The sequence below is a fragment of the Pseudoduganella aquatica genome, from assembly GCF_009857595.1.
In the GTDB taxonomy this organism is placed as follows: Bacteria; Pseudomonadota; Gammaproteobacteria; order Burkholderiales; family Burkholderiaceae_D; genus Rugamonas; species Rugamonas aquatica_A.
The window spans coordinates 25,175-49,412 of record NZ_WWCU01000043.1 but is presented as its reverse complement, the minus strand read 5'-3'; the positions used below and the strand labels follow the sequence as shown (position 1 = coordinate 49,412).

Below are 24,238 nucleotides of genomic sequence, written 5' to 3'. Positions count from 1 at the left end.
CGCGGCCGGCGCGGCGGTCTCGGCGGCCGGCTCGTGCAGGCCCAGCAGCGTGCCCTTGGTGGCGCCGCCGGTCACGCCCGGCCGCGGGTCGATCTGGTTGCGCAGCGCCAGCGACAGGCTGCCCACGCTGCGCGCCAGGTCCAAATGCTCGGCCTGCTCCGGCGTCACCTCCAGCGTGACGGCGTTCACCACGCGCGGCTTGGTGTCGTCGCGGCTCACTTCCTGCGCCACCGCCAGCACCAGGATGCGCTCGAGCACGATCTTGGAAATATCGCGCTGCTGTTGCTGCTCGCCGGCCTGGGTGTGCACGATGATGTCGACGAAATTGCCGGGCAGCGCAAAGCCGGCCACGCCCACCACGTCGTTGACGCGCACGGTGATGGCGCGCTTGCCCTCGGCGATCAGCGCCGACAGGCCGCCCAGCGTGCCGGCCGGGGCCAGCTTGGCCTCGCTCAGCGGTTCGCCGCGCAGCACGCTGGTCTTCAGCACCCGGCCGCTGAGCCGGGCCGGATCGCGCAACGCGCCCGGCGGCAGCGCGTCGGCCGGCCAGTCCGCCAGCTTGAACATGTCCGGCGCCAGGCGCTGGCCCAGGTTGACGTCGGCGGCGGCCACCACGATGCGGCCGGCCGCGCCCGGCGTTTGCCGCAGCAGCCAGCGCGACGCCAGCAGCACCGCCGCCAACCCCAGCACCGCCGCCAGCCCCAGCATCAGGTACGCGCGCCGGTTTTTCATGCCGCCCTCGCCCGCCAGCAGGCTTGCTCGGCATCCGCCTGGGCCTGCACTTCGGCCGGCCAGCAGGCGGCGAACATGCTGGACCAGGCCTGGTCCAGCGCCGCCACCGACAGGCGCGGCGCCTGGCCCGCGTAGCCGGCGAAGTCGGCGATGCGGCCCAGGATCTCGCGCGGATAGCTGGCCAGCAGCGGCTGGCCGCTGCCCCGGTGCAGCTCCTCGATCAGGTAGCGCAGGCCGGCGTCGTCCAGCGCCACGCCGGCGGCGCGGCACTGCAGGCGGAACAGGCTGCGGTAGCTGGCCTCGCTGAGCGCGCCCACATGGATCTTGTAGCCCAGCCGGCGCAGCGCCGAGCCGTCCAGCAGCGCCTGCGGCGCCAGGTTGGTGGCGAACACCAGCATGGCCTGGAAAGGCATGGAGAATTTATGGCCGCCCTGCAGCGACAGCTGGTCCTGGCCCGCGTCCAGCGGCTGGATCAGGCGGTTCAGCAGGGCCGGCGCGCTCAGGCGCTGGCGGCCCAGGTCGTCGATAATGAACAGGCCGTGGCTGGCCTTGCAATGCGGCGGCGCCTGGTAGCAGCCGGAGAAGGCGTCATGGCGCAGCTCCAGCATGGACTCGTCCAGTTCCGCGCCCAGCTGCACCACCGGCCGCTGGCACAGCACCCAGCGCGCGTCGGTGCTGCGCCGCTCCAGCGGCTGGCGCCCGGCCGCGCCCGGCGGCAGCGACGGCGGCAGGTGCACCGCCGGGTCGTACAGCTGGATAATCTCCTGCCCCACCGCCACCGCGTGCGGCACCAGCACCGTGCCCTGCAACAGCCGGCCCAGCTTGCGCGCCAGCGTGCTCTTGCCGCTGCCGGGCGGACCGTACAGCAGCATCGAGCGCCCGGCGTGCATGGCCGCGCCGATCAGGTTGCGCACCGCCGGCTCCAGCCCGGCCTCGCCGAACACCGCCTCCACGTCCTCGGCGCTGGGCACCGGCAGCTGGGCCGCCTGGCGCGCGGCCATGGCGCGCCAGGCCTCCAGCGTCACCGGCGCCGGTCCCTGGTAGGGCGAGCGCTCCAGCCAGCCGGCGGCGCGCAGCTTGCCCGCCGCCGTCAGCTGGTACTGCACGTCGATGTCGGCGTCGCCGCGCCAGGCCACTTCGGCCAGCTGCTCGGCCACCATGAAATCAAGCGCCTCGCGCAAGACATTGATCGACAGCCGCAGCCGCGTGGCCAGGATGGGCAGATGGGTGCGCCCGGCCACATACATGGCCTTGGCGGCCAGCTCCACGATCAGCTGCAGCTCCAGTCCCGTTTCACGCAAGCACTTGGGCTGGGGCGGCAGCAGCGCGCTCTGGATGTCCTCCTCGCAGCGGGCAGCGGGCAATGCAGGGGCAAACTCCATCATGCGATTCTCCTGAAAAATGTTGCGATGAGGAATCGATACTAGCAAGGGCGAACGGGGTCGATATTGAGCTACAGCAAAGGCTAAGCGCGGCAGTGCGGCGCCAGCACCACGCCCGCCGTGCCCAGCGCCACGGCCACGCCGTAAGGCATGCCGCCGACGCTGCGGCCAGGCTGCAAGGGCACCGGCTGCAGGGGCACGCCCGCCAGGCGCAGCAGGGCCGGCAGCAGCATGGCGCGCAGATTGGCCAGGCCGCGCCGCCACTGGCCGCTGGCCGCCATCAGCAGCAAGCCCAGCACGCCGCCGGCCGCAAAGCTCAGCAAGGCGATATCGACCGCCTGCAGCGGACCGCTGAAAGCGCCCACCATGGCCATCAGCTTGACGTCGCCGGCGGCCATGCCGCGCAGCAAGTACAGCGGCAGAAAGAGAAAGAAGCCGGCCAGCAGCCCCGCCAGCCACTGCGTCAGCAGCGCGTGCGGCGGCCCGGCCAGGCCGTGCAGCACCAGCGCCAGCAGCAAACCGCCGAGCACCAGGGCGTTGGGAATCTTGCGCAGCGCCAGATCAGTGGCGGCCGCTTGCAGCACCAGCCACAGCAACAGCACCTCGGTCGCGGTCCACATCGGGTCCTCCCAGTGGTAGTGGGCGCGCCGCACCGGATCAGCGGCGCGCCCGGCAGCGCGTCAGACCACGTTCATGGCGGTGATGATCTCGCCGAACGCCGCCACGATGGCCGCCCTGAGCGGCGTGAACGCGACCGCGATCACGCCGGCCATGGCCGCCGCGATCAGGCCATACTCGATCGCGGTAATCCCTTCTTCATCCCTGGCAAAGTCCCGGGCTGCCTGCATAAAACTGTTCATGATGGTCCCCTTGAAAAGAAATCAAAGCTACGCCCTGGCGCAGCCGGTCTGCAGTCCGGCGGCCATTGAATGCACTATATCCCTGCCAGTTTCGGCGGCGTTGATTGAGCGCAAGTTTTCCGCACGGAATCATTCGAAACGCGCGTGCAGGGCCAGTGTGGTAAGAAGGAAACTGTTTTAAATCAAACTTTCGAGGGATGGTGGCGCTAGCACGCGCTTGTGTCCGTCATTGAGGGGTAGAATCGTGGCGTTTCAGCAGAAATATCGCACGCTGGAATTGCCTATCTTACAAAAAGCGATTATTCTGCTTAGCTGTCTTTTGGAAAGGCCTCGTGCTTATGAGCACTGTGCGCCTTGGTGCCGTGATCAGAGAACGACGATGGATTCCCTACTGAAACACATGGTGGATATGACTGGCCACCGCGACCACACGATGCTGGACGTCTCGGTGATATCGGCCGTCCAGGAGCTGGCCGGTGCGCGCCAGACCCGCGTGCTGACGCTGACGTCGGTGCGCGGCCAGCTGTTCGTGCGTCCGCGCGCCATCATCGTGTGCGGCAGCCCGGCGCGCATGGAGGATCACGCCGATCCGTCCTGCGCCGGCGATCCCATCAGCCTGTTCCCCGCGCTCGCGGCCTGCATCGCGCGCCACGAACAGTCGGCCGACCAGGTCGACGCCGACGGCAACCACACGCTCTGGCTGCCCATATGGCTGGGCGACAAGGCCAACACCTGCCTGGAAATCGTCAATCCCACGCCCTACACCAGCGAAACCATCCACGTGGTGGGCGGCATCGTCAGCGTGTACCGCAACTTCCAGAACCTGCTCGACTACAGCGAGCGCGACTCGCTGACCGGCCTGCTCAACCGCAAGACCTTCGACGACCAGCTGGCCAAGATGCTGCAGGCCAGCACCGCCGAGCAGGACGCGCTGGCGCTGCCGCCGGGCGAGCTGGAGCGGCGCCGCCACAACGACGAGGAACGGCAATGGCTGGCCGTGGTCGACGTGGACCACTTCAAGCACGTCAACGACAAATTCGGCCACCTGTACGGCGACGAAGTGCTGATTCTGATCGCCAACCTGCTGACCTCCTCCTTCCGCGCGCAGGACCGCGTGTTCCGCTTCGGCGGCGAGGAGTTCGTGGTGCTGCTGCGCTCGACCTCGCAGGCCAACGCGGCGCGCATCATCGACCGCTTCCGCAGCAATGTGGAAACGCACGAATTCCCGCAGGTGGGCAAGGTGACGGTCAGCATAGGCTATGTCAGCATCAGCGCCTACCAGGCGCCGGTAATCATCCTCGGCCAGGCCGACCAGGCGCTGTACTACGCCAAAAGCCATGGCCGCAACAAGGTCTGCCACTATGACGAACTGGTCAGCGGCGGCCTGCTGCAGCTGATCGAATCGAACGACGAGGCCGAGTTCTTCTAGCCCGCCAGGGTGAGGAAACGCATCGGATCGACATTCCACTTGGCGGGCGATTCGTGGCCGACGATCTTGTCGCCGCCGCCAAAGCCCACCCCGCGCGCCAGATCCACCGTCTCCGGCTTGATGTAGACATTCTTCTTGGTGTGGAAGAACACATTCACCTTGGGCGCCAGCAGATTGGTCTCGTGCGGCTCGATCACCACGCCCAGGCGGCCCGACTCCAGCATCACCATGGTGCCCACCGGATAGATGCCCACGCAGCGCATGAATTCCTGCGCATACTGCGGATTGAAGTGGAACTTGCTCCACTCGTAGATCTTGCGCAGCGCGGCCGCCGCCGACATGCCCTTGTGGTAGCAGCGATCGGCGGTGATGGCGTCATATACGTCCACGATGGCGGCCATTTGCGCCAGTTCGCTGATGGCGTCGCCGGACAGCTTGTTCGGGTAGCCGCTGCCGTCGCGCCGCTCGTGGTGGTGCAGCGTGATGTCGAGCGCGATGTCGTTCACCTCCGGCGACTGGCGCAGGATGTCGAAACCGTCCTGCGGATGCTTGCGGATAATGGCGAACTCCTCGTCCGTCAGCGCGGCCGGCTTGTTCAGCACCTCGTCCGGCACCAGCGCCTTGCCGGTATCGTGCAGCAGGCCGCCCAGGCCGGCCTGGCGCGTGATTTCCGCATCCATGCCGCGCGAATTGCAGAAGGCCACCAGCAGCGCGCACACGCTGACCGAATGCAGGAACGTGTAATCGTCCTTGTTCTTGATGCGCAACAGCCCCACCAGCGCGCCGGGATTGCGCAGGATGGATTCGGTAATGTTCTGCACCACCGGCTGCACCTGGCCGATCTCGATGGCCTTGCCCAGGCGGGCGTCGCGCATCACCGTGCGCACCAGCGTCGAAGCCTGGTGGCGGATCTGCGCCGCGCGCGACAGCTCCTCGCCCAGCGACACCCGGGTCACCACCACCGGCTTGGCGGCCAACTCGGTCAGCTCGCGCTCGGTGGCCTGGTTGGCCTCCTCCAGCGTGGGCGCATCCTGCACGTCCAGGCCTTTCGAACTATCGATCACCACATCGTGGATGCCGGCCTTGAGGATTTTGCGGATCTCGTCTTCGCTCGTAATCACGAAACGGTTACGGATGAAGGGATGGGTCATCCAATCGCAACTCAGGTCATGAATGAACATACCCACGGTCAACTGGGAAGAATCAACTTTCTTGAGCATACGCGGGCCTGCGGGAGCTGTGGAGATCGGGAGGGGTTAGAATCAGTATAACAAATAGTTTCTCCCCGGATTCATACTTTTGTCCTAAACATTGCACCCGAGCCACATGGAATTACGCCAACTCCGCTATTTCGTCGCCATCGTCGACCACGGCTCGCTGTCGCGCGCAGCCACGGTGCTGCACGTGGCGCAGCCGGCGCTGACCCAGCAGCTGCGCCAGCTGGAAGAAGAACTGGGCGCCCAGCTGCTGCACCGCTCCGCCCAAGGCGTGCTCAGCACGGACGCCGGAAAAGTCTTTTACGAACACGCGCAAGCCATCCTCAAGCAGGTGGCGGACGCCAAATCGGCCGTTACCCAGTCGGCCGAGCGTCCCAGCGGCAGCGTCACGCTGGGCCTGCCCCACAGCATATCGGGCGCCTTGGCGCTGCCGCTGCTGTCGGCCGCGCGCGCGCAGTTCCCCGAAATTACGCTGCAATTGACCGAAGAACTGACCGGCAACCTGGCCGAGCAGCTCAAATCCGGGCGCGTCAACCTGGCGGTGCTGTTCGACGACGGCCAGCTCTCGCCCTTCGTCTGCACCCCGCTGGTGGAAGAAGAACTGCGCTTCATCTGCCGCGCCGGCTCGTCCTGGGCCGAAGGACGCACCAGCGTCACGCTGGAACAGGCGCTGGCGGCGCAATTGATACTGCCCGGCCCGCAGCACGGCGTGCGGCCGCGGATCGAAAGCGTGGCCCGCAGCGCCGGCCTGGCCACCGCCAACGTCATCGAAATCAACTCCATCGCCATACTAAAATCCGCCATCCTCGCCGACATGGGTGCCACGATATTGCCGGTGGCGCCGGTGCTGGCCGAAATCGAGCGCGGCGCCATGGTCGCGCTGCCGATAGAACAGCCCGCGATCTCGCGCACGGTGGTGCTGTGCGGCTCCAAGAACATTCCCCTCACCAACGCCGGCGCCGCCGTCAGCCGCCTCGCCTGCCAGGTCGCCGCCGACCTTTGCCACAGCCACTACTGGCTAGGCGCCCGCCTGCTCTAACCCTGCTGTTTCTTTGATGGGGCTATCATTTTTTCTTATACCCCCATTGGCATTCGGTATTTCCGTATACGTCAACTAAGCCCTACACTGAAATATTGGTAATGCCGCCCACCGGCGGCGTTACGGCTGGACCTGCTTGCGCTTACCCGGCGCGGCGATGGAACGGCAAACCACCCGAACACCATTTGGAGACATCACCATGGCCGAAAATACGGCACTCGCGCCCTCGCGCCTCAGCACCGTCACGCTCGACGACAAATACACCGCCACCTCCGGCAGCATCTTCCTCTCCGGCATCCAGGCCCTGGTGCGCCTGCCCATGGTGCAGCAGATCCGCGACGCCGCCGCCGGCCTGGACACCGCCGGCTTTATCTCCGGCTACCGCGGCTCGCCGCTGGGCGGCCTGGACGAGACGCTGTGGAAGGCCCAGCCGCATCTGCAGGCGCACAAGGTGCAGTTCATCCCCGGCGTGAACGAGGACCTGGCCGCGACCGCCGTGTGGGGCTCGCAGCAGGTGGACCTGATCGGCGAGGCCAAGTACGACGGCGTGTTCGCCATGTGGTACGGCAAGGGCCCCGGCGTGGACCGCTGCGGCGATGTCTTCAAGCATATGAACCATGCCGGCACCGCCAAGCACGGCGGCGTGCTGCTGGTGGCCGGCGACGACCACGGCGCCTATTCGTCCACCCTGCCGCACCAGTCCGACCATATCTTCTCGGCCTGCATGATCCCCGTGCTCTATCCCTGCAATGTGCAGGAATACCTGGACCTGGGCGTGCACGGCTGGGCCATGTCGCGCTTCTCCGGCTGCGCGGTGGCCTTCAAGGCGCTGGCCGACACCGTCGAGTCCTCCGCCTCGGTCGACGCCAACCCCTTCCGCGTGGAAGTGAAGCTGCCGAAGGAATTCGTCATGCCGGAAGGCGGCCTGAACGCCCGCCTGTCGTCCATTCCGCTGGGCCAGCAGGCGCGCAACCAGGAAGCGCTGATGCAGGACTATAAGATCTACGCCGCCCTGGCCTATGCCCGCGAAAACAAGCTGAACCACACCACCATCGACTCCAAGGACGCCAAGCTGGGCATCATCGCCTCCGGCAAGTCCTACCTGGACGTGCTGGAAGCGCTGGAGGAGCTGGGCATCGACGAAGCCATGGCCGCCACCGTCGGCCTGCGCCTGTTCAAGGTGGCCATGCCGTGGCCGCTGGAGCCGGACAGCGTGCGCGAATTCGCGCAGGGCCTGGACGAGATCCTGGTGGTGGAGGAAAAACGCCAGTTCGTGGAATACCAGCTCAAGGAGCAACTGTACAACTGGCGCGACGACGTGCGCCCGCGCGTGATCGGCAAGTTCGACGACAAGGGCGAATGGGTGGCCCCGCGCGGCGAATGGCTGCTGCCGCCCAAGGCCGACTTCTCGGTCTCGCAGGTGGCGCGCGTGATCGCTTCCCGCGTCAAGCAGTACATCACCGACACCAATATCCAGGACCAGATCAAGGCCCGCCTGACCTTCCTGGACGCCAAGGACGCCGTGCTGAAGAAAGCCATCAGCACCCCGTTCCGCCCGGCCTTCTACTGCTCCGGCTGCCCGCACAACACCTCCACCAAAGTGCCGGACGGCAGCTTCGCGCTGGCCGGCATCGGCTGCCACGTGATGGCCACCTCGATCTACCCCGAGTACAACAAGCTGACCACCCACATGGGCGGCGAAGGCGCGCCGTGGATAGGCCAGGCCGCGTTCTCGAAAGTGCCGCACGTGTTCCAGAACCTGGGCGACGGCACCTACTTCCACTCAGGCTACCTGGCCATCCGCGCCGCCGTCGCGGCCAAGGTCAACATCACCTACAAGATCCTGTACAACGACGCCGTGGCCATGACGGGCGGCCAGCCGGTGGACGGCACCGTGTCCGTGCCGATGATCGCGCAGCAGATGGCCGCCGAAGGCATCAAGCGCATCGCCCTGGTAACCGAAGACCTGGGCCGCTACACCGACCGCTCCGCCCTGCCGTCCATCGTCTCCCTGCATGACCGCAAGGAGATCGACGCGGTGCAGCGCGAACTGCGCGAGATCGAAGGCGCGACGGTGCTGATCTACGACCAGACTTGCGCCGCCGAGAAGCGCCGCCGCCGCAAGAAAAACGAATTCCCGGACCCGGCCAAGCGCATGGTCATCAACGAAGCCGTGTGCGAAGGCTGCGGCGACTGCGGCATCCAGTCCAACTGCGTGTCCATCCTGCCGAAGGAGACCGATTTCGGCCGCAAGCGCACCATCGACCAGTCGTCCTGCAATAAGGACTACTCCTGCGTGAAAGGCTTCTGCCCGTCCTTCGTGACGGTGGAAGGCGGCGCGCTGAAGAAATCGAAAACCGGCGTCAGCAAGGACAAATCGGCCGACGGCTGGGACGCGCTGCCGCAGCCTGTGCTGCCGGCATGCGAGCAGCCGTACAACATCCTGATCAACGGCATCGGCGGCACCGGCGTGATCACCGTCGGCGCGCTGATGGGCATGGCCGCGCACCTGGAAGGCAAAGGCGCGTCGGTGCTGGACATGACGGGCATGTCGCAGAAGAACGGCTCCGTCACCTCGCACGTGAAGGTGGCCAGCTCGCCGGCCCACCTGCGCGCGCAGCGCATCGCCACCGGCGAGGCGGACCTGGTCCTGGGCTGCGACATGCTGACCGCCGGCGCCGCCGACGCGGTGTCGAAGATGCGCCCGGGCCGCACGCTGGCCGTGGTCAATCTGCACGAGCAGCCGCCCGGCACCTTCGCGCAGCAGGCCGACTGGCAGTACCCGGCCGCCGAAGTGCGCGCGCTGATCGAGGAGTCGGTGGGCGCCGCGCAATACGGCAGCGCCGACTTCATCGACGCCACCAAGCTGGCCACCGCGCTGATGGGCGACTCCATCGCCGCCAACCTGTTCATGCTGGGCTACGCGTGGCAGAAGGGCCGCATCCCGCTGACCGAAGCGTCGCTGCTGCGCGCCATTGAGCTGAACGGCGTGGGCGTGGAAGCGAACAAGAAGAGCTTCCTGTGGGGCCGCCGCGCCGCCGTGGACCTGAAGCGCGTGGAGAAGACCGCCATTCCGGGCCAGGCCATCGTGGTGCAGATGCCGCAAAGCCTGGAGTCGGTGATCAAGAAGCGCGTCGAGTTCCTGACCGGCTACCAGGACGCCGCGTATGCCGCCTCCTACGAGGAGCTGGTGCAGCAGGTGCGCGCCAAGGATGCGGGCCTCAACCTGGGCAACAAGCTGTCGATGGCCGTAGCCAAGTCGCTGTCCAAGCTGATGGCCTACAAGGACGAATACGAAGTGGCGCGCCTGTACACCGACGGCCGCTTCGTCGAGCAGCTGCAGTCCCAGTTCGAGGGCAACTTCTCGCTGAAGTTCAACCTGGCGCCGCCGCTGCTGGCCAAGAAGGACGCCAAGGGCCATCTGGTGAAAGCCGAATTCGGCTCGTGGATGTGGAGCGCGTTCAAGATGCTGGCCAAGCTGAAAGGCCTGCGCGGCGGCGCGTTCGACATCTTCGGCTACACGGATGAGCGTAAGATGGAACGCGCACTGATAGTCGAATACCGCGAGCTGGTGGGCGCCGTGCTGGCGCAGTTGAATGCAGGCAACTACGACACGGCAGTGGCGCTGGCGCAACTGCCGGAGAAGATCCGCGGCTTCGGCCATGTGAAGGAAAAAGCCGTGGCCGAGTTCCACGCCGAGAAGGCGCGCCTGCTGGCGGCGCTGGGCGGCGGGCACCAGCACGCCGCGTAAAGCTGGCGGGTTACGCGGGGCACGCCCCGCTAACCCGCCCTACGCAAGGACGCAACGCCTGCGGCGTGGCCGCAATTTCGCTTGACTTGACGTTAACGTAAACGTCATATAATCAGCTACTCCCGTTCCAGAACGACAAGGACACCCATGAACGACCTCTCCGCTCCGAAACTCGCCGCCGTGCCCGAGCAGGCCAAGCTGGCCAACAAGGTACGCTTCGTCACCGCCGCCTCCCTGTTCGACGGCCACGACGCCTCGATCAACATCATGCGCCGCATCCTGCAGTCGAACGGCGTGGAAGTGGTCCACCTGGGCCACAACCGTTCGGTGGACGAAGTGGTCACCGCCGCGCTGGCGGAGGACGTGCAAGGCATCGCCATCTCCAGCTACCAGGGCGGCCACGTTGAATACTTCAAATACATGCTGGACCTGCTGCGCCAGCGCGGCGGCGCGCACATCAAGGTGTTCGGCGGCGGCGGCGGCGTGATCGTGCCGGAAGAAATCGCGGACCTGCATGCCTACGGCGTGACCCGCATCTTCAGCCCGGAAGACGGCCAGCGCATGGGCCTGGCCGGCATGATCCAGTGGATGGTGCAGCAGTGCGACATCGACCTTTCCACCTATTCCCCCACTACCCTGGCGCCGCTGCGCGAGGGCAGCATGGCCGACCGCCACCGCCCGCTGGCGCAGCTGGTCACCGCGCTGGAGAATGAGAAAGCCTCGCCCGAGCTGCGCGCCGAACTGCGCGCCGCCGCAGAAGACCTGCCAGTGCCCACGCTGGGCATCACCGGCACCGGCGGCGCGGGCAAATCCTCGCTGACCGATGAACTGATACGCCGCATCCGCCTGGACCAGGGCGACGCGCTCAACATCGCCGTCATCTCCATCGACCCGTCGCGCCGCAAATCCGGCGGCGCGCTGCTGGGCGACCGCATCCGCATGAACGCCATCGCGCCGTGGGCCGGCCAAAGCCGCGTGTTCATGCGCTCGCTGGCCACGCGCGAAGCGGGCTCCGAAATCTCGCAGGCGCTGCCGGACGTGATCGCCGCCTGCAAAGTGGCGGGCTTTGACCTGGTGATCGTCGAGACCTCCGGCATCGGCCAGGGCGACGCGGCCATCGTGCCGCACGTGGACGTGTCCATGTATGTGATGACGCCCGAATTCGGCGCCGCCTCGCAGCTGGAAAAAATCGACATGCTCGATTTCGCCGACTTCATCGCCATCAACAAATTCGACCGCAAGGGCGCGCTCGATGCGCTGCGCGACGTGGCCAAGCAATACCAGCGCAACCGCGAACTGTGGAGCAAGCGTCCGGAAGAAATGCCGGTGTACGGCACCCAGGCGTCGCGCTTCAACGACGACGGCGTGACCTCGCTGTACCAGGGCCTGGTGGGCAAGCTGGCCGAATTCGGCATGAAGACCGTGGCGGGCAAGCTGCCGGCTGTGGACGTGCGTTTCAGCAGCGGCAAGAACGTGATCGTGCCGCCGGCCCGCGCGCGCTACCTGGCCGAGATTTCGGACACCGTGCGCGGCTACCACAAGAACACCGCCAAGCAGGTCAAGCTGGCGCGCGAACGCCAGCAGCTGCGCGAGTCCAAGCGCATGCTGGCCGAAGCTAAAGGTATGGACCTGGGCGCCGACTTCGACACCCTGATCGCGGACCGCGACAGCGCCATGGAAGCGGGCGCCAAGAAGCTGCTGGCGCAATGGCCGGACATGCAGGCTGCCTACGCGGGCGACGACTATGTGGTGAAAATCCGCGACAAGGAAATCCGCACCCGTTTGATCTCGCATACGCTGTCCGGCACCAAGGTGCGCAAGGTGGCGCTGCCGCGCTATGAAGACGACGGCGAAGTGCTGCGCTTCCTGATGTCCGAGAACGTGCCGGGCTCCTTCCCCTTCACCGCCGGCGTGTTCGCCTTCAAGCGCGAGGGCGAAGATCCAACCCGCATGTTCGCCGGCGAAGGCGACGCCTTCCGCACCAACCGCCGCTTCAAGCTGGTCTCCACCGGCATGGACGCCAAGCGCTTGTCCACCGCCTTCGACTCGGTCACGCTGTACGGCGCCGACCCGGCCATCCGTCCCGACATCTACGGCAAGGTGGGCAACTCCGGCGTGTCGATTGCCACGCTGGACGACATGAAAGTGCTGTACGACGGCTTCAACCTGTGCAGCCCGAGCACCTCGGTATCGATGACCATCAACGGCCCGGCGCCGACCATCCTGGCCATGTTCATGAACACCGCCATCGACCAGCAGGTGGAAAAATTCGTTGAAGAAAACCACCGCCAGCCCAGCGCCGACGAAGCGGCCAAGATCAAGGACTGGGTGCTGCAGAACGTGCGCGGCACCGTGCAGGCCGACATCCTGAAGGAAGACCAGGGCCAGAACACCTGCATCTTCTCGACCGAGTTCTCGCTCAAGGTGATGGGCGACATCCAGGAGTACTTCGTGCACCACCAGGTGCGCAATTTCTACTCCGTGTCCATCTCCGGCTACCACATCGCCGAAGCGGGCGCGAACCCGATCTCGCAGCTGGCGTTCACGCTGTCGAACGGCTTCACCTTCGTGGAAGCCTACCTGGCGCGCGGCATGCACATCGACGACTTCGCGCCCAACCTGTCCTTCTTCTTCTCGAACGGCATGGACCCGGAATACACGGTGCTGGGCCGCGTCGCCCGCCGCATCTGGGCCGTGGCGATGCGCGACAAGTACGGCGCGAACGACCGCTCGCAGAAGCTGAAGTACCACGTGCAGACCTCGGGCCGTTCGCTGCACGCGCAGGAGATCGACTTCAACGACATCCGCACCACCTTGCAGGCGCTGATTGCGATCTACGACAACTGCAACTCGCTGCACACCAACGCCTACGACGAAGCCATCACCACGCCGACCGATGAATCCGTGCGCCGCGCGCTGGCGATCCAGCTGATCATCAACCGCGAGTGGGGCCTGGCCAAGAACGAGAACCCGAACCAGGGCTCCTTCATCATGGACGAGCTGACCGATATGGTGGAAGAAGCGGTGCTGCAGGAGTTCGAGCGCATCGCCGAGCGCGGCGGCGTGCTGGGCGCGATGGAGACCGGCTACCAGCGCGGCAAGATCCAGGAAGAGTCCATGCTGTACGAGCATCAGAAGCACGACGGCACGCTGCCCATCATCGGCGTGAACACCTTCCGCAATCCGAAGGCCACCGACGTGCCGGCGCCGATCGAACTGGCGCGTTCCACCGACGATGAAAAGCAGTCGCAGCTCAAGCGCCTGGAAGACTTCCACACGCGCCACGCAGCGGAAGCCCCGGCCGCCCTGGCCGCGCTGCAAAAAGCCGCCATCGACAACGAGAACGTGTTCGGCAAGCTGATGGACGCCGTGCGCGTCTGCTCGCTGGGCCAGATCACGGCCGCGCTGTTCGAAGTCGGCGGCCAGTACCGCCGCAATATGTAATACTCCCCCGGCGCCGCAGCAGCCCGCTGCGGCGCCCTTCAGTCAAGGGAGCATCATGCAACTCTCTGCAGCCATCCCCATCCTGCGCAGTTTTTCCGAGGCCAAGGCCAAAGAGTTCTATGTCGACTTTCTCGGCTTTGAAATCGCGTGGGAGCACCGCTTCGAACCGGACACGCCGCTCTACATGGAGCTACGGCGCGGGGCGCTAACGCTGCATTTGAGCGAGCATCACGGCGACGGCTCGCCGGGCATGGCGCTGATGGTGCATGTGGACGACCTGGATGCGCTGCATGCGGAGCTGAACGCCAAGCAGTACCGGCACATGCGGCCCGGCATCGAAGAGCGCGACTGGGGGCGCGAGATGACGGTGTGGGATCCTTTCGGCAACCGCATCCGTTTCACGGCGCTGTCGGCCTGAATGGCTAAGTGAGCTCAGCTGAAGAAAAATCAATATCTCCGCCATGCCTTCCCCTATGCTGGGTCAAACCGGAGGGACCATGACGACCATACACATCTCCTTGCCCGACCAACTGGTGCACGACGCCGGTGAACTCGGACTGCTCGATCCCGTCACATTGGCCGAGCTGCTGCAAAACGAAATCCGCCGCCGCACCTTCACGGACATCTTCGCCGTCTCGCACCGCCTGGCGACGGAATCCGAACCCGAACAAGACCCCGAGCCGCCACAGCGCCACCGCAAGTAGCAGGTGCGCCTTAGGCGGGGCAGCGGCCGACCGTGGCGCCGGGGAGGAGGATGGGCTGCCACAGCACTTGCAGTTCGCCGGCCGGGGTGCCGGTGGACAGGGCCAGCAGCATTTCTATCATCTTCTTGCCGGCGCCCGCCGGGTCGGGCTGGTCTATCGTGGTGACGTTGGCGCCGGCCAGCGTGTCGGCCAGGCTGCCCCAGACGATAATCGACATCTCCTTGCCGATCTCCACACCCGCGTCGAGCAGCGCACGCACCGCCCCCACGCCGGACAAATGGTTGTCCACGATGACGGCGGTAGGGCGCGGCGAGCAGGCCAGCAGCTGCTGCATGGCCTGGTAGCCGCTGCGGCGGTCTATGGTGTCCGAAATCAGGTAGCGCGGATCGGCACGCAAGCCGGCGCCCGACAGCGCGGCCAGGAAGGCGTCATTGCGCTGGCAGGCGAAGTTCATTTCCAGCGGGGCGCTCAGCAGCGCGATGCGCTGATGCCCCTGCTCCAGCAAACAGGCCGCCGCCATGCGGATGCCCGCCTCGTTGTCGTAGTCGAACCAGGCATACGGCGTGTCCAGCGCGGTGCGGCCGTGCGCCACGAAGGGAAAGCCCGCCTTGCTCAGAAAGGCGATGCGCTCGTCGCGCACTAGCGTGCGGCTGACCACCAGGCCGTCCACGCGCCGTCCGCGCACGATCTGCTCGTAGGAGGCCAGCTCGTTGCCGGCCGATACGGGGCCGATGATGAAGTTCATCTTGCGCGCCTCCAGCGCCTCCGTCATGCCGCCCACCGTGTGCAGGAACATGGCGTCGCCCAGGTCCGCCGGCAACAGCGGGTAGATAATGCCGAACACATTGGTGCGCCCCACCGCCAGCCCGCGCGCCATGGGATTGGCTTCGTAGCCCGCCTCGCGCGCAGCCGCCAGCACGCGCTCGCGCGTGCGCACGTTCACTTCCGGGTACCCGTTCAGTGCCCGGCTCACGGTGGTTTTGGACATGCCGAGCAAGTCGGCAAGACTCTTGAGGTTCATGGCGGAAGCTTCAATGCTGACCGCTGATTATAGCCGAGCCGTCATAGCCGTCCGCCCCGGCATCCACCGATTTTTTGAAAAAATACAACATAATCAAGATGATAGAGATGGGCGCCAGCGTCAGATAGAAGGCAAAGTGGCCGCTGAAATTGCCGAACACATAGCCGGTGATCAGCGAGCCGGTGGTGCCGCCCAGCGCGGAAAAAATCACCAGCAGGCCGGTCATGGCCGAGTGCTGGTTCTTGGGCAGGGAGCTGAGCATGACGGAGTTGATGCCGGGGTAGATGGGCGCCATGAACAGGCCGATCAGCGGGAACAAGAAGGCCGCCACCGGCGCGGTGGACCAGCTGACGTTGGGGTTGTGCGCAATGTCGTGCGTGAGCGGCAGGGCCAGCAGCACCATGGCGCCCATGCCCAGCACGCAGGCGTTCATCACCGGATACCAGTTCAGGCGCCGCATCAGCACGCCCGCCGACAAGCGCCCCACCGCCAGGCAGGCCGCGTAGATGCTGGTCACCTGTACGCTCATGGCGGCCGGCAGCTTGAGGATTTCGTTGTTGAAGGTGGGCAGCCAGGTGCCCACGCTCTGCTCGATCAACACGTACAGGAAGGCGGTGATGACGAACACGCACACCAGCGGCTTGAAGAACAGCTTGAGCATGGCGGCGAAGTCCTGCGCCAGGCTGCGCTCGGCCGGCAGCGCGGCGGTGCTTTCGTCGAACTCCGTGGTGAGCACCAGCGCGAAGGTCATGGCGCACAAGGCGGCCAGCACCCAGTAGACCTGCAGCCAGCTTTGCGACTGCGGATTGTCGGAGTCGATGAAGTAGCCGAACACCCAGTAGGCACTGAGCACGCCCACCATGAAGAAGCCCTCCAGCGTGTTCATGATGCTGGCGTGCTGCTTGCGGTCCGCCGCGATCAGGCCCAGCGTGGAATACACCGACACCTTCACCAGCGCAAAGGCCACGCCCACGCACAGGAACAGCAGCTTGGTGGTGAGGAAGGCGGGCGACAGCGGCATGGCCACGCAGGCCAGGGTCACCAGCGCCAGCCCGGCCAGCATGGCCTTCTTGTAGCCGATGCGCGGCAGGAAGGACGCCACCAGGAAGGACACGATGGCGATGGGCAGGTCCTTGAAGCCTTCCAGCACGCTGGCGCCGGACTTGCTCACGCCGTAGTTGGCGATGACCTGCAGGATCACCGTGCCCACGCTGTTGAGCAGGATGGCGAAAACGAAGTAAATCAAAAACAGGGCGAACAGGATGCGCTGCTTGTTCATGTTGTCTCCGGCATTTTTATGATTGTAGTTTTATACGGCGAGGCTGAAGCGGTCCAGGCCGGGTATCACGCGGTCGGCCTGGGTAAGCACCGCCGGATCGCCCACGCCCAGCGCCGTCATGCCCGCCGCCTTGATGGAGGCCACGCCGGCCACCGCGTCCTCCACGCCCAGGCAGCGCTCCGGCGCCACGCCCAGTTCCGACGCGGCCTTCAGGAAGATTTCCGGGTCCGGCTTGCCTTTCGCGATCTTCGCCGCGTCCACCACGTAGTCGAACTTGCCGGTAATGCCCAGCATCTCCAGCACGGCAAAGGCGTTCTTGCTCACGGAGGCCAGGCCTATCTTCAGGCCGGCGGCGCGGCAGGCGTCCAGCGCGGGCACGGCGCCGGGCAGCAGGTCGGCCGGGGACATGGTGGAAATCAGCTGCACGTAGTGGCGGTTCTTCTCGTCGGCCAGCGCCAGCTTCTCCTCCTGCGTGTAGCTGCGCGCGGCCGACGCCAGGATCAGGTCCAGCGATCCCATGCGGTCTATGCCTTTCAGGTGCTCGTTGAAGGCTTCGTCGAAGGGCACGCCCTGCGTCTCGGCCAGGCGCTTCCAGGCCAGGTAGTGGTAGCGCGCGGTGTCGGTGATGACGCCGTCCAGGTCGAAGATCACTGCGTCGAACTTGTTCATGCGAGTTCCTTTACATAGTCGCCGGCGCTGAGCGCCACCGGCTGGCCGCGGTGGCTGAAGGCCAGCGCATCCCCGTGCAGCAGGGTGTACTCAGTGCGGCCGGCCTCCACGCGCACCTGCAGCAGGCAGCCTTGCAGGTGCAGCTTGAACTGGTAGTGCCGCCACTGCTTCGGCAGCGTGGGGGCGAAACGCACCGCGCCGTCCACCACGCGCATGCCGGCAAAGCCGTAGGCCACGCCCATCCAGGTGCCGGCCATGGCGGCGGTGTGCACGCCGTAGTGCGTGTTGCCGTGCGTGTCGTCCAGGTCCAGGCGCGCGGTCTCCATGAAGTAATCGTAGGCCTTGTCCTGGTAGCCCACTTCCGCCGCGATGATGCTGAAGATGCAGGACGACAGCGAAGAATCGTGCGTGGTCACCTTCTCGTAGTAGTCGAAGTCGCGCCGCTTGTCTTCCGGCTTGAACTCGTCGCTCAGCAGCAGCAGGGCCAGCACCACGTCGGCCTGCTTGCATACCTGGTGACGGTAGATCACCAGCGGGTGGTAGTTCAGCAGCAGCGGATAGTGCTCCTTCGGCGTGCCGGCGAAGTCCCATACTTTCTTGTCGAGGAAGCTGTCGTCCTGCGCGTGGATCTGCAGCGCTTCGTCATATGGCAGCAGCATCCGCGCGGCGGCGCGGCGCCATTGCGGTACTTCGTCCGCATCCAGCTGCACCAGCGCGGCGATGCGCGCGAACGCCTCCGGCTGTTCCTGCGCCAGGCGCTCGGCGATGGAGGCGGCGAAATTCAGATGCATGCGCGCCATGGCGTTGGTGTAGTAGTTGTTGTTGACCAGCGCCGTGTATTCGTCCGGCCCCGTCACCTCGTTGATGCAGTAGCGGCCGGCGCGGTCGTAGGCGCCTATGCCCATCCAGATGCGCGCCGTCTCCAGCACGATCTCGGCGCCGTACTGCAGCAGGTAGTCCTCGTCACGCGTCGCTTCCATGTACAGCTTGATGGAGTAGGCGATGTCCGCATTGATGTGATATTGCGCGGTGCCCGCCGGATAGTAGGCCGAGCATTCCACGCCGGCGATGGTGCGCCACGGGTACAGCGCGCCTTTGGCGTGCGACATCTGGCGCGCCCGCTCGCGCGCCAGCGGCAGGCCGGCGTAGCGGTACTCCAGCAGGCTCTTGGCGATCTCCGGCTTGGAGTACAGGAAGAAGGGGAAGATGTAGATTTCCGTGTCCCAGAAATAGTGGCCCTCGTAGCCCTCGCCGGTCACGCCCTTGGCCGAGATATTGGTCTTGCCGTCGCGCCCCGCCGATTGCAGCAGGTGAAACTGGTTGAAGCGCATGCCCTGCTGCAGCGCGTCGTCGCCGCTGATCTCCACGTCGGCGTGCTGCCAGAAGTCGGCCAGGTAGTGCTCCTGTTCTTGCGCCAGCGCGCGGAAGCCTTTGTCCGCAGCGGCGGCCAGCGTGGCCCTGGCGCGCGGCAGCAGCTCGGCTTCCGGATAGTCGCGCGAGCTGTGGTAGCTGCCGTATTTGTTCAGGCGGATGGCTTCGCCCTGCATGGCGGCCACGGTGTAGACCTGTTCCAGGCGCTGGCCATCCGCGCCATCACGGCGCTGCGCCAGCTCGAACACGCCGCGCATCTCGGTCTGCACCGCGCTCACCAGCTGGAAGCCGCTGTTGACGGTGCGCTGCGTGAGCGCGGAGAAATGCGGCGCCTGTTCGGCGTCCACCAGCGCCAGCGACTGGCCGCTGATGGCCGAGCCCACGCGCGGGTCGTCGCCCGCCTCCAGGTTCTTCACCGCGCCGTCCACGCTGGACACCAGCACCACCTTGCCGGAGAAGTTCAGCGGCGTCACTTCGTATTCGATGGCGAACAAGTGCTTGTCCGTCATGCTGACCAGGCGGCGGCTGGCGATGGCCACGCGGCGGCCCTGCGGCGAGGTCCATTCCAGCACGCGGCGCAGCACGCCGGTGCGGAAATCCAGCATGCGTTCGTAACTGTTGAGGGTGCCTTGCAGCGGATCGAAGCGCTCGTCCTCCAGCCACAGCGCAATGCCCTTGGCGTTGGGCACGTTCAGCATGAACTGGTTGGTCTTGGCCAGGCCGTATGCCGCTTCCGGATAGTGGATGGCTTCCGATTCGTAGAAGCCGTTGAGGTAAGTGCCGTCCAGCGAGGTGCCGGCCGGCCCGGTGTAGCCCTCTTCGTGCGTGCCGCGCAGGCCGATATAGCCGTTGCCCAGCGCAAACAGGGTTTCGTCAAGGAAGTGCGACGCGGTATCGAAGGCGGTCTCGCGGATGCACCACGGTTCCAGCGGGTAAGTGTGTTTAGAGGGCACGATACTCGTCCTTTCGATGATTCAAACCGGTTTGGATTTCGGTTTTTAAAAAACCAGCGGCTAAGGCTGGGGTCGGACCCGCCGGGGTCCGACCCCGGCGGGTTATCACTGCTCTTAAGTCTGCCGCACCATCAGCATGGTCGGCAGCATTTCGGACTGCACAGGCTGGGACTCGATCAGGCCCAGCATTTTTTTCGCCAGCAGCACGCCGCCGTCGCGCAGGTACTGGTGCACGCTGGTCAGCGGCGGCACGAAGCTGGCGGCGCTGGGCGTGTCGTCGTAGCCGATGACGGACACCGACTCCGGCACCCGCATATTCTTTTCCGCCAGCGCCCGGATGGCGCCCATGGCCAGCGAGTCGCTGGCGGCAAACACGCCGTCGAACACCGGCCCCTTCTTCTTCAGCAGCGAGGAAATGCAGTCAAAGCCGGCCTCGAAAGTGAAGGCCTTGGGCCGCATGATGTGCACCGTGCCCTGCCCGCCCAGCGCGTCGATAAAGCCGGCGCAGCGCTCCTGCACCTCGGCGTGGTCCACGTCGCCCAGGAACACCAGCTTGCGGCGGCCCAGGTCGATAAAACGCTGCGCGGCGCTGACGCCGCCGGCCCGGTTGTCCGAGCCGACCACGATATAGTCGCCACCCGGCTCCGGCGCGCCCCATACCACCAGCGGCAGGCCGGTCTTCTGCAGCGCGTGCACCGCCTCGCCGTGCGAGCCCTGGCCCAGCAATATCATGCCGTCCGCGCCCTGCACCGGCGCCGTGTCCAACAGCTGCTTGGAGGTCAGCACCACGCTGTAGCCGGCCGTCGTCAATTCCTGCGTAATGCCGCCCAGCAGCTCCAGCGGATATGGGTCCGACATCGGCCGCCCCTTCACGGGCGTCATTTCCACCACCACCGCCACCGAATAGCTGCGGCGCATGCGCAGGTTGCGCGCGCTCACGTTCAAGCGGTAGCCCTGCTCGCTGGCAATCTGGCGCACCTTGTCGCGGGTCTCCTGCGTGACCAGCGGGCTGTCGCGCAGCGCACGCGACACGGTAATCTTCGATACCCCCGCCAGCTTGGCCAGGTCCTCCATGGTCTTAGGTGCAGGCATGCATTACTTTCTTGTCTTCTTTTCAGTACTTGCGACGCATTATGACAGATTTTTTGACACGCAACACACCAAATGACATCGATAACAATTTTATTGACATCGATATCATTTGTGGATTTAATGGCTACACTGTCGCAGCAATGACCTCTGCGAAGCGTGTGGACAGTGGCATCATGTCCGTGAGACAGCACGATTACCTCGATAAGAAAGAGAAGCATATGAACAGCTCGAAACAGTTTCTGTTGTCGTCAGTGACGCTGGCCGTCCTGACCCTGATGAACCAGGCGGCACAGGCGCAGGACGCCACACCGCCCGCCGCCGCCCCGGCCAAGGACTCCGTGGCCGCCGAACTGCAGCAAGTGGTGGTGACCGGCGTGGCCGCCTCGCGCGGCGTGCGCAAGCTCGACTCGGCGTTTTCCATCACCACCGCCAGCGAAGAACAGCTGAAACAGGCCTCGCCCAGCAGCACCGCCGACGTGATGAAGCTGGTGCCCGGCGTGTACGCCGAAGCCACCGGCGGCCAGTCCGGCGCCAATATCGAAGTGCGCGGCTTCCCCTCCGGCTCCGATTCGCCCTTCGTCTCGGTGCAAATGCAGGGCAACCCCATCTATCCGGTGCCCACGCTGTCCTTCTTCGAGGGCTCGTCCGCCTTCCGCCTGGACGACACCATCGAGCGCGTGGAAGTGCTGCGCGGCGGCCCGAGCACCATCTTCTCCAGCGGCCAGCCGGGCGCGACCATGAACTTCATCCTGAAAAAGGGCACGGACACGCCGGAAGGCAGCATCCGCTTCACGGCCGGCACCGGCGAACTGCGCCGCGTGGACCTGTACTACGGCGGCAAGATCGGCGACGGCTGGTACGGCAGCGTGGGCGGCTTCTACCGCACCGCGCACGGCGTGCGCGACGCCGGCTTCCCGGCCGACGACGGCCACCAGATCACCGCCACGCTGACCCGCAAGCTGGACCAGGGCGAACTGACGCTGTACACCCGCAGCACCAGCGACAAGAACGCCTTCTACACCGGCGTGCCGCTGATCTCGGCCAACGAAGGCCGCAGCATCAGCGCCTTCCCCGGCTTCGACCCGCTCAAGGGCACCTTGATGAGCGGCGAAATGCGCCGCTTCACGCTGGAAGCGGCGCCCGGCAAGACCCTGACCTACGACCTGGGCGACGGGCGCGGCCTGAAAGGCAACGTCTTCGGCGCCGAGTTCGACCAGACCTTCAGCGGCTGGACCGTATCGAACAAGTTCAACCGCTTCGACGCGGACATGAACACCATCGCCATGTTCACCGGCAACAATCCGCTCACCATGGGCGCCTACAAGGCGGCGGCCATCGCCTCGGCCAACGGCAACGCGGCCACGCTGGCGGCGGCGGGACGTCCGGCCACGTCGGCCACGGCCACCTTCACCAACGGCGGCGGCGCGGTGTCGGACAGCACCCAGGTGGTGCAGGCCGGCCTGTGGGCGGTGGAGAAAAAGCTGAAATCGTTCACGGACGAGCTGCGCGTCAGCCGCGAATGGATGCAGGGCAACACCGTCACCGTGGGCGCCTATTTCGCCAGCTACTCCTCGGACGACGTCTGGTACCTGGGCAACAGCCATCTGATGACGGCCGTGCCAAACGCCAGCCTGATCAACGTCAAGCTCAACAACGGCGTGGTGGTGTCCAACAACGGCACCGACGGCAATGTGTTCTACGCCCCGAACGCGTCCTACGACGGCAGCAACACCGCCTTCTACGTGAGCAATGAATGGAAGGTGAACGAGCGCATCAAGGTCGACGCCGGCGCGCGCCGCGAGCGGCAGAAGATCGACGGCTCGGTCTCCAACCTGGTCTCGGCCGACACCGACAACAACCCGCTCACCGTGTACAACAACGGCACCTCGATGCCCAACGGCGCCTACACCGCGCTGGGCCGCAAGGACACGGCCAGCTCCTTCACCATCGGCGGCAACTACAAGCTGAGCAAGGACGCCAGCGTGTTCGCGCGCGCCAACACCGGCCACACCTTCATCACCTTCGACGACCTGCGCAACGCAGGCAGCCAGAAGGCGGTGGACGACCGCAGCGGCCTGCCGACGCCGAAAATCAAGCAGCTGGAAGTGGGCTTCAAGACGGTGGGCGAGCTGTACAGCGCTTACATCAACGCCTTCCACACCGAGTTCGACGGCATCGCCTTCCAGCAAATCCTGTCCAACGGCAGCATTCTGAATTCCACCAGCGGCTCCAAGGGCAACGGCCTGGAGTGGGAAGTATCGGTACGCCCGGTGCGCAACCTGACGCTGACCTTGACGGGCGACTACCAGAAGTCCGAATACAAGGACAATCCGGCCACCGAAGGCAAGACGGTGCAGCGCCAGCCCAAGCTGCAGTTCCGCTTCACGCCGACGTACAAGATTCCGCTGGGCGAGGACAACTCGGTCAAGCTGTATGGCACCTACACCAAGATCGGCGAGCGCTGGGCCGACCAGGCCAATCTGCAATACCTGCCGTCCTACCGCACGCTGGACCTGGGCGCGCTGTTCTCGCTGGGCGACAAGATCGAGCTGCGGCTGGCCGCCACCAACGTCAACAACGAGCTGGGGCTAACGGAAGGCAACTCGCGCCTGAGCAGTGGCAACAGCGGCCCGATCAATGCGCGTCCGCTGTTCGGCCGGGCGGTGGAAGGATCGCTGCTGTACCGTTTCTAAACGGAACTCCCCTGTAGGCTTGGGCAAGGCCGTCCCCTTCCGGCCTTGCCTTTTTTTGTATTGCAACCTCGCCAATTTTGGCCTACGCTTGAGATACAGTCCGCTCTGAGGGTGCACCGTGGTTACCGTCACGTCCGTCAATACGCTGCGCAATGCGGTTGCGATTGCTGAACGTAAAGTCCAGCAGGACCAGACGCGTGTGGACCAGGACGCCAGCCGGCTGCAGGACAGCCGCGCGCAGCTGGCAAAAGACCAGGAGCAGCTCAGCACCCGGCAAAAAGCAAGCCGCGCGGCCGAGAGCGCCAACGCCCCCACGCCGGCCCCGGTCCGGCTCGACAGCACGATCACCAAACCGGTGCCCGCCACCCTCGACGGCCTGCCCCGCGCCCCCCAAGTCAACGCCCAAGGCCAGACGGTCGGCCGCCTCATCAACGTCACAGTCTGACACCCCTCAGCCGCCTCTTACAAGCGCTCCCAGCCGCATTTCCCTCCCCCCGGGGTCAGACCCCTCCCCCCGGGGTCAGACCCCGAAATGCTTACAGTGCGGCTCAGTTTGCTTTGTTCCCAGAGCCTAGCCGCCACCAAATCGCCTTCAATTAGGA

Annotated in this window: 18 protein-coding genes; 8 read left to right on the top strand and 10 right to left on the bottom strand. The window is 65.5% G+C overall.

Annotated features, from left to right (window positions below):
- From cpaB to GTP77_RS25670, 4 genes are all read right to left on the bottom strand, one after another.
- On the bottom strand, positions 1–732 hold a 732-nt coding region (gene cpaB / locus GTP77_RS25685), incomplete at its 3' end, for a Flp pilus assembly protein CpaB (RefSeq protein ID WP_161075001.1).
- Positions 729–2,117 carry a DUF8689 domain-containing protein gene (locus GTP77_RS25680; RefSeq protein ID WP_229202368.1) on the bottom strand — a complete coding sequence of 463 codons (1,389 nt, stop codon included), beginning with the start codon at positions 2,115–2,117 and terminating at the stop codon, positions 729–731. The genes cpaB and GTP77_RS25680, both read right to left, overlap by 4 nt.
- An 80-nt stretch (positions 2,118–2,197) precedes the next feature.
- Positions 2,198–2,734, bottom strand: a complete 537-nt coding sequence (locus GTP77_RS25675; RefSeq protein ID WP_161075000.1) for a prepilin peptidase — start codon at positions 2,732–2,734, stop codon at positions 2,198–2,200.
- 60 nt (positions 2,735–2,794) lie between these two features.
- Positions 2,795–2,974, bottom strand: a complete 180-nt coding sequence (locus tag GTP77_RS25670; RefSeq protein WP_161074999.1) for a Flp family type IVb pilin — start codon at positions 2,972–2,974, stop codon at positions 2,795–2,797.
- A 379-nt stretch (positions 2,975–3,353) separates the two neighbouring features.
- Between GTP77_RS25670 and GTP77_RS25665 the strand changes: the two genes are divergently transcribed.
- Positions 3,354–4,403 (top strand): GGDEF domain-containing protein, encoded by a 1,050-nt coding sequence (locus tag GTP77_RS25665; protein WP_161074998.1) that lies wholly within the window; start codon positions 3,354–3,356, stop codon positions 4,401–4,403.
- Here the strand turns inward: GTP77_RS25665 and GTP77_RS25660 are convergent.
- The gene (locus GTP77_RS25660; protein ID WP_161074997.1) at positions 4,400–5,623 is read right to left on the bottom strand and encodes an HD-GYP domain-containing protein; all 1,224 of its coding nucleotides are present in this window, start codon (positions 5,621–5,623) and stop codon (positions 4,400–4,402) included. The two genes, GTP77_RS25665 and GTP77_RS25660, sit on opposite strands and share 4 nt — an antisense overlap.
- 106 nt (positions 5,624–5,729) lie before the next feature.
- Between GTP77_RS25660 and GTP77_RS25655 the strand changes: the two genes are divergently transcribed.
- The 5 genes from GTP77_RS25655 to GTP77_RS25635 all read left to right on the top strand — a co-directional run bounded on the left by GTP77_RS25655 (position 5,730) and on the right by GTP77_RS25635 (position 14,558).
- Positions 5,730–6,659, top strand: a complete 930-nt coding sequence (locus GTP77_RS25655) for a LysR substrate-binding domain-containing protein (RefSeq protein ID WP_161074996.1) — start codon at positions 5,730–5,732, stop codon at positions 6,657–6,659.
- Between the two features lie 199 nt (positions 6,660–6,858).
- The gene (locus GTP77_RS25650; protein ID WP_161074995.1) at positions 6,859–10,410 is read left to right on the top strand and encodes an indolepyruvate ferredoxin oxidoreductase family protein; all 3,552 of its coding nucleotides are present in this window, start codon (positions 6,859–6,861) and stop codon (positions 10,408–10,410) included.
- Positions 10,411–10,557: 147 nt separating this feature from the next.
- Positions 10,558–13,854, top strand: coding sequence for a fused isobutyryl-CoA mutase/GTPase IcmF (icmF, locus tag GTP77_RS25645; protein ID WP_161074994.1), 3,297 nt, complete (start codon positions 10,558–10,560; stop codon positions 13,852–13,854).
- A 55-nt stretch (positions 13,855–13,909) separates the two neighbouring features.
- The gene (locus tag GTP77_RS25640; protein WP_161074993.1) at positions 13,910–14,272 is read left to right on the top strand and encodes a glyoxalase superfamily protein; all 363 of its coding nucleotides are present in this window, start codon (positions 13,910–13,912) and stop codon (positions 14,270–14,272) included.
- Between the two features lie 79 nt (positions 14,273–14,351).
- Complete coding sequence (locus GTP77_RS25635; protein ID WP_161074992.1) at positions 14,352–14,558, top strand: hypothetical protein; 207 nt, start codon at positions 14,352–14,354, stop codon at positions 14,556–14,558.
- 10 nt (positions 14,559–14,568) lie between these two features.
- Here GTP77_RS25635 and GTP77_RS25630 read toward each other — a convergent pair whose 3' ends face one another.
- The 5 genes from GTP77_RS25630 to GTP77_RS25610 all read right to left on the bottom strand — a co-directional run bounded on the left by GTP77_RS25630 (position 14,569) and on the right by GTP77_RS25610 (position 20,943).
- Positions 14,569–15,579: a substrate-binding domain-containing protein gene (locus tag GTP77_RS25630; protein WP_161074991.1), complete on the bottom strand. Its 1,011-nt coding sequence runs from the start codon at positions 15,577–15,579 to the stop codon at positions 14,569–14,571.
- Positions 15,580–15,589: 10 nt separating this feature from the next.
- Positions 15,590–16,858, bottom strand: a complete 1,269-nt coding sequence (locus GTP77_RS25625) for an MFS transporter (protein ID WP_161074990.1) — start codon at positions 16,856–16,858, stop codon at positions 15,590–15,592.
- Between the two features lie 30 nt (positions 16,859–16,888).
- Complete coding sequence (gene pgmB / locus GTP77_RS25620; protein WP_161074989.1) at positions 16,889–17,527, bottom strand: beta-phosphoglucomutase; 639 nt, start codon at positions 17,525–17,527, stop codon at positions 16,889–16,891.
- Complete coding sequence (locus GTP77_RS25615; RefSeq protein WP_161074988.1) at positions 17,524–19,851, bottom strand: glycoside hydrolase family 65 protein; 2,328 nt, start codon at positions 19,849–19,851, stop codon at positions 17,524–17,526. Before GTP77_RS25615 ends, pgmB begins: the two co-directional genes overlap by 4 nt.
- Positions 19,852–19,965: 114 nt before the next feature.
- The gene (locus tag GTP77_RS25610) at positions 19,966–20,943 is read right to left on the bottom strand and encodes a LacI family DNA-binding transcriptional regulator (protein WP_161074987.1); all 978 of its coding nucleotides are present in this window, start codon (positions 20,941–20,943) and stop codon (positions 19,966–19,968) included.
- A 218-nt stretch (positions 20,944–21,161) separates the two neighbouring features.
- Between GTP77_RS25610 and GTP77_RS25605 the strand changes: the two genes are divergently transcribed.
- Together GTP77_RS25605 and GTP77_RS25600 are read left to right on the top strand one after the other, a co-directional pair.
- A complete protein-coding gene (locus GTP77_RS25605) occupies positions 21,162–23,636 on the top strand; it encodes a TonB-dependent receptor (RefSeq protein WP_161074986.1) in 2,475 nt (824 codons plus the stop codon).
- A gap of 118 nt (positions 23,637–23,754) precedes the next feature.
- On the top strand, positions 23,755–24,081 hold the full coding sequence (locus GTP77_RS25600) for a hypothetical protein (protein ID WP_161074985.1): 327 nt from the start codon (positions 23,755–23,757) through the stop codon (positions 24,079–24,081).
- Positions 24,082–24,238: the final 157 nt, after the last annotated feature.

Bases quoted from the DNA above. Each gene is read 5' to 3' on its own strand.
- GTP77_RS25680 (WP_229202368.1), bottom strand. From the start codon at position 2,117: ATGATGGAGTTTGCCCCTGCATTGCCCGCTGCCCGCTGCGAGGAGGAC.
- GTP77_RS25675 (WP_161075000.1), bottom strand. From the start codon at position 2,734: ATGTGGACCGCGACCGAGGTGCTGTTGCTGTGGCTGGTGCTGCAAGCG.
- GTP77_RS25670 (WP_161074999.1), bottom strand. From the start codon at position 2,974: ATGAACAGTTTTATGCAGGCAGCCCGGGACTTTGCCAGGGATGAAGAA.
- GTP77_RS25665 (WP_161074998.1), top strand. From the start codon at position 3,354: ATGGATTCCCTACTGAAACACATGGTGGATATGACTGGCCACCGCGAC.
- GTP77_RS25660 (WP_161074997.1), bottom strand. From the start codon at position 5,623: ATGCTCAAGAAAGTTGATTCTTCCCAGTTGACCGTGGGTATGTTCATT.
- GTP77_RS25655 (WP_161074996.1), top strand. From the start codon at position 5,730: ATGGAATTACGCCAACTCCGCTATTTCGTCGCCATCGTCGACCACGGC.
- GTP77_RS25650 (WP_161074995.1), top strand. From the start codon at position 6,859: ATGGCCGAAAATACGGCACTCGCGCCCTCGCGCCTCAGCACCGTCACG.
- icmF (WP_161074994.1), top strand. From the start codon at position 10,558: ATGAACGACCTCTCCGCTCCGAAACTCGCCGCCGTGCCCGAGCAGGCC.
- GTP77_RS25640 (WP_161074993.1), top strand. From the start codon at position 13,910: ATGCAACTCTCTGCAGCCATCCCCATCCTGCGCAGTTTTTCCGAGGCC.
- GTP77_RS25635 (WP_161074992.1), top strand. From the start codon at position 14,352: ATGACGACCATACACATCTCCTTGCCCGACCAACTGGTGCACGACGCC.
- GTP77_RS25630 (WP_161074991.1), bottom strand. From the start codon at position 15,579: ATGAACCTCAAGAGTCTTGCCGACTTGCTCGGCATGTCCAAAACCACC.
- GTP77_RS25625 (WP_161074990.1), bottom strand. From the start codon at position 16,858: ATGAACAAGCAGCGCATCCTGTTCGCCCTGTTTTTGATTTACTTCGTT.
- pgmB (WP_161074989.1), bottom strand. From the start codon at position 17,527: ATGAACAAGTTCGACGCAGTGATCTTCGACCTGGACGGCGTCATCACC.
- GTP77_RS25610 (WP_161074987.1), bottom strand. From the start codon at position 20,943: ATGCCTGCACCTAAGACCATGGAGGACCTGGCCAAGCTGGCGGGGGTA.
- GTP77_RS25605 (WP_161074986.1), top strand. From the start codon at position 21,162: ATGAACAGCTCGAAACAGTTTCTGTTGTCGTCAGTGACGCTGGCCGTC.